This is a genomic window from Pseudomonas sp. B392_1p, assembly GCF_052245235.1.
Classification (GTDB): domain Bacteria; phylum Pseudomonadota; class Gammaproteobacteria; order Pseudomonadales; family Pseudomonadaceae; genus Serpens; species Serpens gallinarum.
This window is the reverse complement of record NZ_JBQPXM010000004.1, coordinates 203,384-217,319: the sequence shown is the minus strand read 5'-3', so window position 1 is coordinate 217,319 and position 13,936 is coordinate 203,384. Positions and strand designations below refer to the sequence as shown.

Here is a 13,936-nt window from a genome sequence, read left to right as displayed (position 1 = left end):
GCACCGACTGAGATAGTCCATTTGGGTAGTCTGCCACCGCTTAATTTTCTTAGCAGGTGAAGGAAGGCGCCTCCGCAAAGACCTACTATCAAAACAGCGAAAAGGTGCCATATCATTAATTATTACTCCGGATAAAAAAGTGGGCTTTCTAAGAAAGCCCACTAAAGTTTTGCAACCCTATTTTACACTATTCAAGATTTATGTGTAGCGCACGCGACGTACCATGCCTTGAATTTCTTCTGATGGTTTTTCTGTGAGTAGAGAAACAGTGATAGCAGCGGTGAAGTTAATGGCTGCACCAATACAGCCAACAGACAGTGGCGAAATGCCAAATATCCACTCGCTAGGCGTATTCTCCAGGAGGTTGGTTCCCGGAATAAAGAAGATGCCCAGGTAGGTGAAGATATAGCCAATGGTGAAGAGCGAACCCGCCAACATGCCTGCAACCGCGCCCCTGCTGTTAATGCGGGCAAAGAAGATGCCCATCATCAGTACCGGGAAGATCGAGGATGCTGCTATACCGAATGCCAGTGCCACTGTCTGTGCCGCAAAGCCGGGTGGATTAAGCCCCAGCCATGTCGCCACGATAATAGCCGCTGTCATGGAGAGACGCGCATAGAGCATCTCCTGTTTATCGGTGATATTTGGCGTTAGCGTATTCTTCAACAAGTCATGACTGAGTGCAGACGAAATGGCCAGTAGCAAGCCAGACGCTGTGGACAGCGACGCGGCAATGGCACCCGCCGCCATCAAGCCAATCAGCCACACCGGCATGTTGGCGATCTCTGGCACAGCCAATACCATGATGTCGTTGTTTACAGTCAGCTCGTTACCCATCCAGCCACGCTCTTCAGCCTTGTCGAAGGACTTGTCGGGCGTCGGCAGGGTGCCATCGTTGTAGAACTGGATGCGACCATCGTTGTTCTTGTCATTAAAGGTAAGAAGGCCGGTAACTTCCCAGTTTTTGAACCAATCCGGACGCTCTTCGTAAACCAGTGCAGGCTTATCAGTACCGTCTGGGAACACCGTTTCCAGCAGGTTCAGGCGCGACATCGCTGCCAGCGCGGGCACAGTGGTGTAGAACAGGGCAATGAAGACCAGTGCCCAGCCCGCCGACCAGCGTGCGTCCTGAATGTTGGGTACGGTGAAGAAGCGGATGATGACGTGGGGCAGACCTGCAGTACCCACCATCAAGGTCAGGGTGAACAGGAACATGTTCCACTTGTTAGACACGTCAGCGGTGTAGTCCTGGAAGCCAAGGTCACTTACTACTTGGTTAAGTTTTGCAAGTAGTGGCATACCTGAAGCTGTGTGCTCACCCACCAAACCTACTTGTGGCAGGAAGTGCCCGGTCATCATCAGCGAGAGGTAAATGGCAGGAATGGTGAAGGCTAGAATCAATACAATGTACTGAGCTACCTGAGTGTAAGTTACACCCTTCATGCCACCCAACACCGCGTAGAAGAACACCACGATAGCCGAGAGGATAAGACCCCAGTCAGCGCTCACTTCCAGGAAGCGGGCGAAGGCAACACCGGCACCGGTCATCTGGCCGATTACGTAAGTGAGCGAGATAATGATCAAGCACACAACCGCAACCACACGTGCTGGCTTACTGTCGTAACGCTTCCCAACGAAGTCCGGCACTGTGTAAGTCCCGAAACGACGCAGATAAGGAGCTAGCAGAGTAGCAAGTAGCACATAGCCACCCGTCCAGCCCATCACAAAGGAAGAGTTGACGTAACCCGCTGAAATCAAGCCTGCAACCGAAAGGAAGGACGCAGCAGACAGCCAGTCGGCAGCTGTTGCCATCCCGTTCATTACTGGGTGAACTTCACCCCCGGCGATGTAGAACTCTCTTGTTGACTTTGCACGGGCCCATACTGCAATCCAGGTGTAGATTACAAAGGAGCCCAGCACAAAGATCAAGTTGACTGCGAATTGGCTCATGCTTACTCCTCCAGGCCGTATTCTTTATCTAGCGCGTTCATTCTCCAGGAGTAGAAGAAGATTAATGCTAGGAAAGTAAAGATCGAACCCTGTTGTGCAAACCAGAAGCCCATATCAGCTCCACCGATGTGGATACCCATTAAAAAAGGGCGCAGTAAGATACCAAAGCCGTATGAGACTGTTGCCCATATGCAAATAGTGATGATGATTAAGCGTAGGTTGGTTGCCCAATACGCCTTATCTTTTTCGGTGACTTGTTTAGGCATAATTATGCTTTCCTTTGATAAATTGTTTTTGTTAGCTAGGATTGCTTAAGTTATTGTTTTTATGTATGAAATTCCTCTTGAATCTCCATTTTCACGGACGGGCCGTTCTTTTATTGCCACTGGTTTTTTAGTGGTTTTCCTGGGTGATTTATACGGCACCCTAACAAGTTTGCCATTCGACTTTAGGATTCTTAACGTTAGTGAGCTAAGTGTTTTTTTGGCGGCTGTGCGATGGCGTGGCGCCCAGCTCGGCGCTTCCCTGTTCGTGGACCCTCCCAGCCCGGCTTCTTGTGGCGGTAGATGCCCTCAAATCAGGTACAGGTAGAAATACGGGCCCGTACCGCTGTCGGCGGGCACATGTTCCATGACCATACCTGGTTGGCGATGTTCGGCACATGGCTGGTCGGGGTCTTCACCCGTGCGCGGTGGCTGGCTACGACTGCGGTGTTGCGGCTGACCGACAGCGTGCAAGACGCGGTAGTGCGTGTGTACCGCGTCGTTTGCCAATAGCGCATCCGCCGCGAAGCGCTTACAGGCGCTGCAGGTAGTCACTACCGCCCAACTGCCAGCTCTGCTGGCGAATCCACCGGGCGCGCTGTTCGATATAGCGGGTCGGTTGCCCGGCGCTCCAGCGCAGAGGATTGGGCAGGGTGGCGGCGAGCAGGCTGGCCTGGCGCGCTGACAACTGACGCGCGCCAATGCCGAAATGATGGCGGGCGGCAGCTTCGGCACCGAACACGCCTGTACCCCACTCAACGCTGTTGAGGTACACCTCGAGAATGCGCTGCTTGGGCCAGAACACCTCAATCAGCGCGGTGAACCAGGCTTCCAGCCCCTTGCGCACCCAGTTGCGGCCCGACCAGAGAAACACATTCTTGGCCACCTGCTGGCTGAGCGTACTGGCGCCGCGCAACGAGCCGCCGCGCTGGTTATGGGCCAGAGCGTCTTGAATGGCATCGAAATCGAATCCCCAGTGCTCGGCAAATTTTTGATCTTCGGCGGCGATCACGGCGACTTTCAGCGAGTCCGGAAATTCAGCCCACGGCCGCCAGTGACGCTGCAGCTGGGGTTGCCTGCCTTCCAGCCAGGCGTCGACGGTTTGCTCGACCATCAGGGCGGTGCCGGGCGGCGGCACCCAGCGGAAGATCACCACCAGGGCAATACTGAGCAGAACCAGGGCCGATACGACCTGCAGCAGACGACGGATCATGGCCCGTATCATGGCTGGCCCGGTACGGAGAGGTGTTGAGGTGGCAGGCAAATAACGGACTGGCAAGGCATTATGGCGGGTCTGTTTTTATCGGCGGGAGTGTGACCATGTGGCGAGCCTACCTGTTGGCGGCAGCATTTTTTGGTTTTACCGGTGTGGCGCTGGGCGCCTTTGCCGCACATGGCTTGAAAAGCCATTTGACCACGCAGTACCTGGCGGTGTTCCAGACCGCTGTGCAGTATCAGCTGATTCATGCCTTGGCGTTGTTGAGTGTCGCGTTGCTGGCCCGCCAGGCTGGCTCGCGCGTGCTGGCCACCGCTGGCGCGCTGTTCGGCCTGGGAATCCTGTTGTTTTCCGGCAGTCTGTACCTGATCACGCTGGCCGGTTTGAACCTGGGACTGGTTACGCCGCTGGGCGGTGTGCTGTTTCTTTGCGGCTGGTTGTGCCTGGGTGTGGCCGCCTGGCAGCGACCCACGCCGTAAGCCGGACGACGGGGCGCGGCTTGGTCGGCCCCCGTGATCGGGCTAGAATGTCGTCCCTTTTCCAGACGGTGGGCGTTACGGCATGCGTATCCTGTTGAACGGCGAACCCTACGAGCTGAACGACGGCCAATCCGTCGCCGATCTCCTGGCGCGGCTCGAGCTGACCGGCCGGCGAGTGGCGGTGGAGCTCAACCTGGACATCGTGCCGCGCAGTCAGCACACCAGTACCTTTCTGGCCGAAGGTGATCGACTTGAAGTGGTGCATGCCATTGGTGGCGGTTGAGTCCTGCTGGTAATGCGCTAATCGATGATCGATGTTTTTTCGCTACCGAGGACTAACCCATGAGCGCAGCACCCCAAGACAAACCCTTCGTGCTGGCCGGCCGCACGTATCAGTCGCGCCTGCTGGTAGGCACCGGCAAGTACCGTGACCTTGAGGAAACCCGCGTGGCCATCGAGGCTTCAGGGGCCGAAATCGTCACCGTGGCGGTGCGCCGCACCAACATTGGCCAGACAGCGGGTGAACCGAACCTGCTCGATGTGATTTCCCCCTCGCGCTATACCATCCTGCCCAATACCGCTGGGTGCTATAACGCCGAGGAGGCGGTGCGCACTTGCCGTCTGGCCCGCGAACTGCTCGATGGCCAACAGCTGATCAAGCTGGAAGTGTTGGCTGACCAGAAAACCCTGTTCCCTAATGTCATCGAAACTCTCAAGGCCGCCGAAGTGCTGGTCAAGGATGGTTTCGAGGTGATGGTCTACACCAGCGACGATCCGATCATCGCGCGTCAGTTGGCCGAAATCGGCTGCGTTGCGGTGATGCCGCTGGCCGGGTTGATCGGCACCGGGCTGGGGATCTGCAACCCCTACAATCTGCGCATCATTCTCGAAGAATCCACCGTTCCGGTACTGGTGGATGCCGGCGTCGGAACCGCGTCGGATGCCACCATTGCCATGGAAATGGGTTGCGAGGCCGTGCTGATGAACAGCGCCATCGCCCATGCCCAGCATCCAGTGATGATGGCCCGTGCCATGCGCCATGCCATCGAAGCCGGTCGCCTGGCCTGGCTGGCCGGACGCATGCCGAAAAAGCTCTATGCCAGCGCGTCTTCGCCGCTGGACGGTTTGATTTAACCAGGCCGCTGAGAACGCCGACCATCACGTGGCGGGGCTTACCGTCACGTGCCGTTTATTTGTCACAGGTTTTTTATGACTGACCAGAGCCAAGCGCCCGAGCACGAGCAGCCGGAGCACCGCCGCACCATCAAGAGTTTCGTCATGCGCGCCGGGCGCATGACCGAAGGCCAGCAGCGCGGGCTGGATCAGGGCTGGCCCTTGTTCGGCCTGGAATTGGCTGACGGCCTGCGGGATTTCGACCAGGTATTTGGTCGTCAGGCGCCACGTACCCTGGAAATCGGTTTTGGCATGGGGCATTCGACCCTGGAGATGGCCGCCGCTGCGCCGGAACAGGACTTTATCGGTATCGAGGTACATCGGCCGGGCGTAGGCGCCCTGCTAAACGGACTTTTGTCACAGAACCTGACGAATGTCCGGGTATACAGTTGCGACGCCCTGGAAGTGCTGCGCGACTGTATTGCCGACGCCAGCCTCGACCGGGTACTGCTGTTCTTCCCTGACCCCTGGCACAAGTCACGCCACCACAAGCGGCGGATCGTGCAGCCGGCCTTTGCCGAGCTGGTGCGCCAGAAGCTCAAGGTGGGTGGTGTGCTGCACATGGCTACAGATTGGCATGCGTATGCCGAGCATATGCTGGAGGTCATGCGTGCCGCGCCGGGGTATACCAACCTGGCCGGAGCGGAAGACTTTGTGCCGCGCCCCGAGGAGCGTCCGATTACCAAATTCGAACGACGGGGTGAGCGACTCGGCCATGGTGTCTGGGACCTGAAGTTCCAGCGCACTGACTGAAGCCACGCAAGCGACAGCAGGGCTACAAGGAAAAAACAACAACAACAAACCGGGACCACCCGGTGAGCTGGTTTTTCCTCACAGGCAATGGAGATGGCTTCGGCCAATTACAGGAGTGCGACACGTGAGTGTCGCGGGGAGTTAGCTGTGTTGAAACCCGTGGTAATACTGCTGATGGCCGGTTGCATGATGCACGCCCAGGCCCAAGTCACCCCTGCTCAAGCCGCGCGCCTGGGACAGGATCTTACCCCGCTGGGGGCGGAGCGCGCCGGTAATGCCCAAGGTACCATCCCCGCCTGGACGGGCGGGATTACCCAGCCGCCCGCCTCGTATCAGCCGGGCATGCATCACCCGGACCCGTTTGCCGACGATCCGGTGCTGCGGGTCATCGACAAAAGCAACATGGCGGCCCATCTGGCGCAGCTGCCAGAAGGACTGCAGAAACTGCTCGAGCAAAATCCGAATTATGCGCTGCGGGTCTACCCGACGCGGCGCAGCGCATCGGTGCCGGAGCGTATCTATGCCGAGACGCAGAGAAATGCGACAACGGTTGAGTTGATCTCCGCGGGCAATGGCGTGGATGGAGCTGCGTCGGGCATTCCATTCCCGTTGCCGCAGAACGGACTGGAAGCCATCTGGAACCATATCCTGCGTTATCGTGGCGAGCAGCTGCATATGGTCACCAACCGGGTGGCGGTGTTGGCCAACGGCAGTTACACGTTGCTCAAACTGGATCGCGATATCCGCTTCAACTATGGCCGCGAAGGCATGACGCCGGCCGAACTGAACAACACGCTGTTCCACTACAAATACCGGGTGGTGTCGCCTTCCCAGCTGTCCGGCTCGGCGCTGGTGATCGAGGAAACCCTGGATCAGGTCATGGCGATCCGCAAGGCCTGGCGCTTCAGCCGTGGCGAGCGCCGCGTACGCCGCCTGCCAACCCTGGCCTATGACTCGCTGCAGCCCGACACCAACGGCATGGCTACAGCTGACATGGTCGATGCCTACAATGGCGCGCCGGACCGCTATGAGTGGGAACTGCTGGGCAAGCGCGAAATGATCGTGCCCTATAACAGCTATGCGGTGCATCAGCAGGGTATTCCCTACGAGGACATATTGCGTGAGAAAACCGTCAACCCTGACCTGCTGCGCTACGAGCTGCACCGTGTCTGGGTGGTGGAAGCCACGCTGCGTACCGGACATCGCCACGCCTATGCCAAGCGCCGCTTCTACATCGATGAGGACAGCTGGCAAATCCTGGTGGTGGACCTCTTCGACAAGCAGGGCGAGCTGATTGGCCTGCAGGAAGCCCATCCGATCAATTATTACGAAGTCCCGGTGTTCGTCAGTACGCTGGAAACCCTGTACGACTTCAAGGACAAGCGCTACTTCGTCGACGGTCTGGACAACAACGAGCCGATGTACGACTTCAACGTCAGGCTCCACCCGCGCGACTTCACCGCCCAGGCGTTGCGTCGCGAAGGCAACTGAGTGCTTCGTCCGCACTGAAAGCAAAAAAAGGCCCGTTATCGGGCCTTTTTTGATGAGCAGTGGGAGTCTGTTGTCACAGACGAGCCGCCCCTCGTTGACAGAACGGGAACCGTAACCAAACGCCTTAATCGAGGGTGCTGAGTTCAAGTTTTCGCGGGAACACGGTCAGGCAGAGCAGGGTGGAAAGGGCGGCACAGACCAGCATGATCGTGATCAATCCCAGCCCACCCATATGCGCCAGCGCGCCTGAAACACCGGTGATGATTGCGCCCGCGCCAAACTGCATAGACCCCATCAGCGCAGACGCGGTGCCTGCGTATTGATGCTGTTGCATCAGGGCCAGCTGGCTCCCCGTCGGCATGATGAAGCCCAGCAGAGAAACGGTGATAAACAGCCCCACGCAAAGCACCACCAGGTTGGAATGTCCGCTCGCCAGGTAGGCCAGCAGCAGGGCCAGCACGATGAAATACGCGCTGCTCAGCAGACGATAAGCAGTGAGTGGTCCGACGCGGCGGTGCAGTACGGGGTTCAAGATGGCCGCGAAGATAAGGCCAAGCGTATTCAAGCCAAACAGCAGGCTGAAGTGCAGAGGCGTCAGATTGTATTCGGAGATGAACACACTGGCCGAACCCGCCAGATAGGCGAAGAATCCCGCCTGGGCGATGCACAGCGCCAAAGCAAAGGGAATGAATGTCTTATCCATCAGGATGGCGCCGTACGTCTGAACCGTACGGCTGAGCACGACCTTCTTGCGCTCGGTTTCGCTGCGGGTTTCGGGTAGCAACAGGGCCACGAGCACCGCCACGAACACGCCATAGCCGGTGAGTGCCCAGAAAATGCTGCGCCAGGAGCCGAGGTCTTGCAGCAGATTGCCGAGCAGGGGGGCAATCACCGGGGACAAGCCCAGCACCGCGAGGATCATGGACACCATCTTGCCCATGCCTTCCACGGTGAAGGCGTCTTTGACAATCGCAAACGCAATCACCAATCCGATCGAACCGCCCAGGCCCTGCAAAAAGCGCAACCACTGCAGTTGCAGTACCGTGGTGGACAGTGCGCAGCCGATGGAGCCGAGGATGAAAATGCCCAGGCCCAGGTAAATCAGCGGCTTGCGTCCGAAGCGGTCGGACAAGGGGCCATACACCACTTGGCCGAGCATAAGGCCCACGAAGAACGTCATCAGGCTATATTGCACCGCCCCTTCGCTGGTATCGAGCGACAGGGCCATGTCGGGAATGCTGGGCAAATACATGTCGATTCCCAGCGGGCCGGTGGCACTCAGGGCCGCCAGCACGAGGGGCAGGGATTTTCTAATCGTTGAGGTCATTCGAGAGCTGTCTTATGTGGGGCTGCAGCAAAGGGCGCGAATTAGAAACTCTTGAGTTTCCTAAGTCAAGGAAGATGCCATGGCTCGTTTAGGGCGACCCCTGGCAATGCCGGTCGAGGACCGCAGGAAGGAAATCTATGCCGCCGCCGAGACACTGTTCGGTGAGCGCGGCTACGAAAAAGTCACGATGGCTGAGATTGCCGCTGCGGCTGGCATGTCGAAAAAAACCCTGTATGTGCAGTTTTCCGACAAGGAAGCGCTGTTGAAAGCGCTGGTCGCCTCCTCCTATATCTGGCCCGAAAACGCCTTCGAAGAAGAGCCCGCCGATCCGGTACGGACGCTAAAAAACCGCCTCAGGGTGATTGCCGACCATGTGCTGTCCGAACGGCATCTCAAGCTGTGCCGACTGGCCATTGGCGAAAGCATCGGCATTGCAGGGCTTGCCGATACCTTCTACCAGATGGGTATTCACACCAGTCGCCAATCGCTGATCGCCACGCTTGAGCACATACCACCGTCCGCGCGGCGGGTTGACCTGAGCGCCAGTCTGCTGGCGGACATGCTGTTCGGCGCGACGGTCGGCAAGGTCATGGTCGACGCGCTGTTGACCGGCGAGTTGCCGGACATGGACACTATCTACGCCGCGATCGATCAGACGGTCGCCGCGCTGTTTGTCGTATGCGACTGAGCGCTCGCTGAAGCGTCAACGGCGGTCGGCGATGATGCCCAGCATGACGAAGGCCAGCAGAAGCACCGGCGCCAGGCTGTAGTTGTTCAGTTGGACCAGGCCTTTGACCAGCCAGGGCGTGACGAAGACGATGCCTAGGCCGTAAACCAGCGCGCAGAAAACCATGAACAGTAGCGTGCGCAGGAAAAAGTTGAGGCTGCCAATCTGTCGGCGCAGCCAACTGTTCAGACTGGGACCTAACAGCACCAGCAAGGTGGCCATCAGCGTCAGCGCGATTTCGCTCAGATGGCCGCGACTCCAGCGCGACAGGGTGACGAGTAGATCCAGAACAATGTCCATGCGCGTACTGCTCCTCAAAAGCCTGATGTCGAGAGGGATGAGGCAGCGTTTATAACCCGAAGAAATAAAGCAGGAAAGGTTTTACCGCAGTCGATCAAATCCGCGGCGTGTTGCACTACGACGGGGTAGACGGGGATCAGGCGTCCGGCAGGAACAGTTGCAGCAGATCATTGAGAAACAGCTGGCCCTTAGGCGTGGCCACCAGACGCTGCGGGTCGGCTTGCAGCAGGCCACGCCGTTCGGCTTCGTGCCGCGCCGCGTTCAGGCTGGCCAATGGCAGTCCAGTGCGTGGGGTGAACAGTTCGGCCGGCACGCCAGCGGTCAGGCGCAACACGTTCATCAGGAACTCGAAGGGCAACTCGTCGGCGCCCAACGGGCGGATGCCGGCCTGGAAGGCTTTGGCCGGATCGAGATAGTCCGTGGGTAGGCGCGTTTTCCAACTGCGCAGGATCTGGCCCTGTGGGTCGCTGAGCTTGGCGTGGGCGCCGGCGCCGAGGCCGAGGAAATCGCCAAAGGTCCAGTAATTCAGGTTATGCCGCGCCTGGCGATCCGCTTGGGCGTAAGCCGAGGTTTCGTACTGTGCGTAACCGTTGGCAGCCAGCAGCGCCTGCCCGGCTTCCTGGATGTCCCAGAGAATGTCGTCTTCGGGCAGCACGGGCGGCTGGTTCCAGAACACCGTGTTGGGTTCGACGGTCAGCTGATACCAGGACAGGTGAGTCGGTTGCTGGGCGATGGCGATTTCCAGGTCGTACAGCGCATCCTCAATACTCTGGCCCGGCAGGCCATGCATGAGATCGAGGTTGAAATTGTCGAAGCCGGCCGCGCGGGCCATGTCGGCGGCGCGTACCGCTTCGTCACCGTCATGGATGCGCCCCAGGGCCTGCAGCTTGTCGGCCTGAAAGCTTTGCACGCCGATCGACAGGCGATTGATGCCCAGGCTGCGGTAATCGCGGAACTTGGCCTGCTCGAAGGTGCCCGGATTGGCTTCCAGGGTGACCTCAATGCCGTCGGCAAACCCGACCTCACGCTCCAGATCAGCGAGGATGCGTTCCAGCGCCTGGGGCGAAAACAGGCTGGGGGTGCCGCCGCCGAAGAAGATCGACGTGAGTTTGCGGCCCTGAACATAAGGCAGATTCGCCCGCAGGTCGGCGTGCAGGGCCTGCACATACTCAGCCTCAGGCAGCGACGGGCCAGCGGCATGGGAGTTGAAATCGCAGTACGGGCATTTGCGCACGCACCAGGGGATGTGCACATAGGCCGCCAAGGGCGGCAGCTCGAAGCGGAGCGCCTCAACCGACAGGTTGGGGCTGTGCGTGCTTGCAGCGTGCGGCTTGTGGCTTGTGGTTTTCACACAATCCCCAACCGCTGCTTGAGCAGCGCCATGGCGCGCGCGCGATGACTGAGCTGGTTTTTCTCGGCCGGCGCCAGTTCGGCACTGGAGCACTCGCGCTCGGGCACCCAGAACAGCGGGTCGTAGCCAAAGCCCTGCTCGCCTTGGGCGGTATGCAGGATGCGCCCGTGCCACAGGCCTTCACAGAGGATCGGCAGCGGGTCGTCGGCGTGACGCACCAGGGCCAGGGCACAGACGAACTGCGCGCCGCGCTCGGCGTCCGGTAAGTCCTTGAGCGCCTCGAGCAGTTTGGCATTGTTGGCGGCGTCCCCAGCGCCATCGGCGTAGCGTGCCGAGTAAATGCCCGGCGCACCGCCGAGGGCATCGACCGCGAGGCCGGAGTCGTCGGCCAATGCCGGCAGGCCGGACAGGCGCGCTGCGTGGCGCGCCTTGAGAATGGCGTTCTCGACAAACGACAGGCCGGTTTCCTCGGCCTCGACGCTGGAAAACTCGCCAATCGAACGCACGCGCACATGCGCGCCGAGCATGGCCTGGAGTTCCTTGAGTTTGCCGGCGTTATGGCTGGCCAGCACCAGTTCGGGAAAGAGGCTCATCGTTCGGAGAAAAATTCCTGGCTAAAAGTGAAGCTGTTGCGTGGGCCGCCGGCGCTCTGCACATTGATGGTGAACGACAGGGTCTCTTCGCTGAAGGGGAATTGCGCCAGGTAATAAATGGCGTCGCCTTCACGCACCTGGCGGAAGCTCAAATTGTTGATCTGACCCATCAGGTTGCGCACCTGGCCGCTGACCGTCGCGGTGGTCGGCTTTCCGGCCTTCTGCACGGCGATGTTCAGCACGCCCTGATTCTTGCCGCGGGTCAGGCCGGAGGCTTCAGCAATCTGTGGTTGCAGGAAGCTGGAGTTGAAGGCGCTGTAATGCACATCGACATCGTCGAAGCTGTACTTGCGTTCAGCCATCGCCGGCAGGGCCAGGCACAGGCTGAAGAACAACAGGAATAGGCGGCGCATGGTGGCTCTCCTCAGTGGCAAACGGTCAGACGGCGATGCCGTGATCCTGCAGACCCGGGCTGCTGAGCCGGTAGATACCGATCTCACCCAATAGATTAGGCCACAGTCGGCTGGCCCAACCGTGGCGATGCGCGCGGTCCACAGCCAGGCGATCGAGCACACGGGCCTGGTGCTCGCGGCACAGGTTCTCGAAATCCTCGAAGGTACAGAAGTGGATGTTCGGCGTGTTGTACCAGGTGTAGGGCAGGAAGTCCGACACCGGCATGCGGCCCTTGGTGGTCAGGTACCAGCGGCAGCGCCAGTGGCCGAAGTTGGGGAAGGTGACGATGCAGGTCTTGCCGACCCGCAGCATTTCGTCGAGCAGGAGGTCAGGGTAGTTCACCGCCTGCAGCGCCTGGGTCATGACCACCACGTCGAAACTGCCGGTGGCGAAGTTGCCCAGGCCCTTGTCCAGGTCCTGCTCAATGACATTGACGCCTTGTTCGATACAGCGGGCGATATTGTCCGGGTCGATTTCCAGGCCGTAGCCGCTCACCTGCTTGTGCTCGGACAGCCAGGCCAGCAACTCGCCGTCGCCGCAGCCCAGGTCGAGCACCCGGCTGCCGGCGGGAATCCAGTCTTGGATAATATCCAGATCGGCGCGCATGACGACTCCTTAAACGGCGATGCGGTTCATGTAGGTGCTGAAGGCGTGCTGATAGCGCGGGATCGGCAGCAGGAAGGAGTCGTGGCCCTGGGGCGCGTCGATTTCCAGGTAACTGACGTTCTTGCCGGTGGCCATCAGCGCATCGACGATCTCCCGCGAGCGCGCTGGCGAGAAACGCCAGTCGGTGGTGAAGGACATCACGCAGAATTTTGCCTGGGCCGGACTCAGCGCCTTGGCCAAGTCGCCGTCATGGGCGGCGGCTGGGTCGAAATAGTCCAGCGCCTTGGTCATCAGCAAATAGGTATTGGCGTCAAAGCGTGTGGAGAACTCGTCGCCCTGATGGCGCAGGTAGCTTTCCACCTGGAACTCCACGCTGTGGAAGTCGTAGTTGAGCTGGTCGCTCTTCAACTCGCGGCCGAATTTGGCGCCCATGGCGTCATCCGACAGGTAGGTGATGTGGCCGACCATGCGCGCCAGGCGCAGGCCGCGCTTGGGCACCACGCCCAGTTCCTGGAAATGGCCGCCATGGAAGTCCGTGTCGGACAGAATCGCCTGGCGGGCCACCTCATTGAAGGCGATGTTTTCCGCTGATAGACGCGGCGCCGAGGCGATGCTCAGGCAATGGCGCACCCGCTCGGGATAGCTGATGGTCCATTGCAGCGCCTGCATGCCGCCCAGGCTGCCACCGACCACGGCCGCCCACTGGTCGATACCCAGGACATCGGCCAGGCGCGCCTGGCTGTGCACCCAGTCCTCCACGGTGACCACCGGGAAGTCCGCGCCATAGACTTTGCCGGTGGCCGGATTGAGGCTGGCCGGCCCGGTCGAGCCGTTGCAACCGCCCAGGTTGTTGAGGCTGACCACGAAGAACTTGCGGGTGTCGATGGCCTTGCCCGGACCGATGCAACCGTCCCACCAGCCCGGACGACGGTCGTTGGGGCTGTGATAGCCGGCCGCATGATGATGGCCGGACAGGGCGTGGCAGATCAGCACGGCATTGCTGCGCGCGGTGTTCAGTTCGCCGTAGGTCTCATAGACCAACTGGTAGTCCGCTATTTCGCGCCCACAGGCCAGGGGCAGCGGTTCAGCGAAGTGCGCAGTACGAGGCTCGACGAGCCCTACGGAATCTTCGGGAAAGACAGACGACATCGACCCGGCTCATGCAGAAAGGAAGCCGCAAAGTCTACTGCCTGGCGCCAGGTAATTCATCAAGCAAAGCGGCTGCAGGTCCAGATAGCGGGGTGGCGAGCCGGA

At 59.7% G+C, this 13,936-nt stretch carries 17 protein-coding genes; 6 read left to right on the top strand and 11 right to left on the bottom strand.

Going from position 1 to position 13,936, the window contains the following annotated elements; translation table 11 throughout:
* Window positions 1-198: 198 nt before the first annotated feature.
* From ACTV8E_RS07670 to mtgA, 4 genes are all read right to left on the bottom strand, one after another.
* Window positions 199-1,950 carry a sodium:solute symporter family protein gene (locus tag ACTV8E_RS07670; RefSeq protein WP_443199097.1) on the bottom strand — a complete coding sequence of 584 codons (1,752 nt, stop codon included), beginning with the start codon at window positions 1,948-1,950 and terminating at the stop codon, window positions 199-201.
* A gap of 2 nt (window positions 1,951-1,952) precedes the next feature.
* The gene (locus ACTV8E_RS07665) at window positions 1,953-2,216 is read right to left on the bottom strand and encodes a DUF4212 domain-containing protein (RefSeq protein WP_251834522.1); all 264 of its coding nucleotides are present in this window, start codon (window positions 2,214-2,216) and stop codon (window positions 1,953-1,955) included.
* 306 nt (window positions 2,217-2,522) lie between these two features.
* The gene (locus tag ACTV8E_RS07660) at window positions 2,523-2,723 is read right to left on the bottom strand and encodes a hypothetical protein (protein WP_443199096.1); all 201 of its coding nucleotides are present in this window, start codon (window positions 2,721-2,723) and stop codon (window positions 2,523-2,525) included.
* 22 nt (window positions 2,724-2,745) lie between these two features.
* Window positions 2,746-3,438: a monofunctional biosynthetic peptidoglycan transglycosylase gene (gene mtgA / locus ACTV8E_RS07655; RefSeq protein ID WP_443199095.1), complete on the bottom strand. Its 693-nt coding sequence runs from the start codon at window positions 3,436-3,438 to the stop codon at window positions 2,746-2,748.
* A gap of 95 nt (window positions 3,439-3,533) precedes the next feature.
* On the opposite strand from mtgA, the gene ACTV8E_RS07650 reads away from it, so the two are divergent.
* The 5 genes from ACTV8E_RS07650 (at window position 3,534) to ACTV8E_RS07630 (ending at window position 7,325) form a co-directional block, all read left to right on the top strand.
* Window positions 3,534-3,908 (top strand): DUF423 domain-containing protein, encoded by a 375-nt coding sequence (locus ACTV8E_RS07650; protein WP_443199094.1) that lies wholly within the window; start codon window positions 3,534-3,536, stop codon window positions 3,906-3,908.
* A gap of 82 nt (window positions 3,909-3,990) precedes the next feature.
* Window positions 3,991-4,191: a sulfur carrier protein ThiS gene (gene thiS, locus ACTV8E_RS07645; protein WP_251834525.1), complete on the top strand. Its 201-nt coding sequence runs from the start codon at window positions 3,991-3,993 to the stop codon at window positions 4,189-4,191.
* A 59-nt stretch (window positions 4,192-4,250) separates the two neighbouring features.
* A complete protein-coding gene (locus tag ACTV8E_RS07640; protein WP_443199093.1) occupies window positions 4,251-5,042 on the top strand; it encodes a thiazole synthase in 792 nt (263 codons plus the stop codon).
* A gap of 75 nt (window positions 5,043-5,117) precedes the next feature.
* Window positions 5,118-5,834, top strand: coding sequence for a tRNA (guanosine(46)-N7)-methyltransferase TrmB (trmB, locus tag ACTV8E_RS07635; RefSeq protein ID WP_251834527.1), 717 nt, complete (start codon window positions 5,118-5,120; stop codon window positions 5,832-5,834).
* A 147-nt stretch (window positions 5,835-5,981) separates the two neighbouring features.
* A complete protein-coding gene (locus tag ACTV8E_RS07630) occupies window positions 5,982-7,325 on the top strand; it encodes a DUF1329 domain-containing protein (RefSeq protein ID WP_443199092.1) in 1,344 nt (447 codons plus the stop codon).
* A gap of 124 nt (window positions 7,326-7,449) precedes the next feature.
* Here ACTV8E_RS07630 and ACTV8E_RS07625 read toward each other — a convergent pair whose 3' ends face one another.
* Window positions 7,450-8,652: a multidrug effflux MFS transporter gene (locus ACTV8E_RS07625; protein WP_443199091.1), complete on the bottom strand. Its 1,203-nt coding sequence runs from the start codon at window positions 8,650-8,652 to the stop codon at window positions 7,450-7,452.
* Between the two features lie 79 nt (window positions 8,653-8,731).
* On the opposite strand from ACTV8E_RS07625, the gene ACTV8E_RS07620 reads away from it, so the two are divergent.
* On the top strand, window positions 8,732-9,340 hold the full coding sequence (locus ACTV8E_RS07620) for a TetR/AcrR family transcriptional regulator (RefSeq protein WP_443199090.1): 609 nt from the start codon (window positions 8,732-8,734) through the stop codon (window positions 9,338-9,340).
* Window positions 9,341-9,355: 15 nt separating this feature from the next.
* On the opposite strand, the gene ACTV8E_RS07615 is transcribed toward ACTV8E_RS07620, so the two are convergent.
* The 6 genes from ACTV8E_RS07615 to metX all read right to left on the bottom strand — a co-directional run bounded on the left by ACTV8E_RS07615 (window position 9,356) and on the right by metX (window position 13,831).
* Window positions 9,356-9,679 (bottom strand): DUF3392 domain-containing protein, encoded by a 324-nt coding sequence (locus ACTV8E_RS07615; protein WP_443199089.1) that lies wholly within the window; start codon window positions 9,677-9,679, stop codon window positions 9,356-9,358.
* A 136-nt stretch (window positions 9,680-9,815) separates the two neighbouring features.
* The gene (gene hemW / locus ACTV8E_RS07610) at window positions 9,816-10,979 is read right to left on the bottom strand and encodes a radical SAM family heme chaperone HemW (RefSeq protein WP_443199181.1); all 1,164 of its coding nucleotides are present in this window, start codon (window positions 10,977-10,979) and stop codon (window positions 9,816-9,818) included.
* Window positions 10,980-11,026: 47 nt separating this feature from the next.
* Window positions 11,027-11,623 carry an RdgB/HAM1 family non-canonical purine NTP pyrophosphatase gene (gene rdgB / locus ACTV8E_RS07605; RefSeq protein WP_443199088.1) on the bottom strand — a complete coding sequence of 199 codons (597 nt, stop codon included), beginning with the start codon at window positions 11,621-11,623 and terminating at the stop codon, window positions 11,027-11,029.
* The gene (locus tag ACTV8E_RS07600; protein WP_273536136.1) at window positions 11,620-12,036 is read right to left on the bottom strand and encodes a DUF4426 domain-containing protein; all 417 of its coding nucleotides are present in this window, start codon (window positions 12,034-12,036) and stop codon (window positions 11,620-11,622) included. Before ACTV8E_RS07600 ends, rdgB begins: the two co-directional genes overlap by 4 nt.
* Window positions 12,037-12,061: 25 nt before the next feature.
* The gene (metW, locus tag ACTV8E_RS07595; protein ID WP_273536137.1) at window positions 12,062-12,682 is read right to left on the bottom strand and encodes a methionine biosynthesis protein MetW; all 621 of its coding nucleotides are present in this window, start codon (window positions 12,680-12,682) and stop codon (window positions 12,062-12,064) included.
* Between the two features lie 9 nt (window positions 12,683-12,691).
* Entirely contained in the window at window positions 12,692-13,831 is a 1,140-nt protein-coding gene (metX, locus tag ACTV8E_RS07590; RefSeq protein ID WP_251834533.1) for a homoserine O-succinyltransferase MetX, read from the bottom strand.
* Between the last annotated feature and the right edge of the window lie 105 nt (window positions 13,832-13,936).

Bases quoted from the DNA above. Each gene is read 5' to 3' on its own strand.
- ACTV8E_RS07670 (WP_443199097.1), bottom strand. From the start codon at position 1,950: ATGAGCCAATTCGCAGTCAACTTGATCTTTGTGCTGGGCTCCTTTGTA.
- ACTV8E_RS07665 (WP_251834522.1), bottom strand. From the start codon at position 2,216: ATGCCTAAACAAGTCACCGAAAAAGATAAGGCGTATTGGGCAACCAAC.
- mtgA (WP_443199095.1), bottom strand. From the start codon at position 3,438: ATGATACGGGCCATGATCCGTCGTCTGCTGCAGGTCGTATCGGCCCTG.
- ACTV8E_RS07650 (WP_443199094.1), top strand. From the start codon at position 3,534: ATGTGGCGAGCCTACCTGTTGGCGGCAGCATTTTTTGGTTTTACCGGT.
- thiS (WP_251834525.1), top strand. From the start codon at position 3,991: ATGCGTATCCTGTTGAACGGCGAACCCTACGAGCTGAACGACGGCCAA.
- ACTV8E_RS07640 (WP_443199093.1), top strand. From the start codon at position 4,251: ATGAGCGCAGCACCCCAAGACAAACCCTTCGTGCTGGCCGGCCGCACG.
- trmB (WP_251834527.1), top strand. From the start codon at position 5,118: ATGACTGACCAGAGCCAAGCGCCCGAGCACGAGCAGCCGGAGCACCGC.
- ACTV8E_RS07625 (WP_443199091.1), bottom strand. From the start codon at position 8,652: ATGACCTCAACGATTAGAAAATCCCTGCCCCTCGTGCTGGCGGCCCTG.
- ACTV8E_RS07620 (WP_443199090.1), top strand. From the start codon at position 8,732: ATGGCTCGTTTAGGGCGACCCCTGGCAATGCCGGTCGAGGACCGCAGG.
- ACTV8E_RS07615 (WP_443199089.1), bottom strand. From the start codon at position 9,679: ATGGACATTGTTCTGGATCTACTCGTCACCCTGTCGCGCTGGAGTCGC.
- rdgB (WP_443199088.1), bottom strand. From the start codon at position 11,623: ATGAGCCTCTTTCCCGAACTGGTGCTGGCCAGCCATAACGCCGGCAAA.
- ACTV8E_RS07600 (WP_273536136.1), bottom strand. From the start codon at position 12,036: ATGCGCCGCCTATTCCTGTTGTTCTTCAGCCTGTGCCTGGCCCTGCCG.
- metW (WP_273536137.1), bottom strand. From the start codon at position 12,682: ATGCGCGCCGATCTGGATATTATCCAAGACTGGATTCCCGCCGGCAGC.
- metX (WP_251834533.1), bottom strand. From the start codon at position 13,831: ATGTCGTCTGTCTTTCCCGAAGATTCCGTAGGGCTCGTCGAGCCTCGT.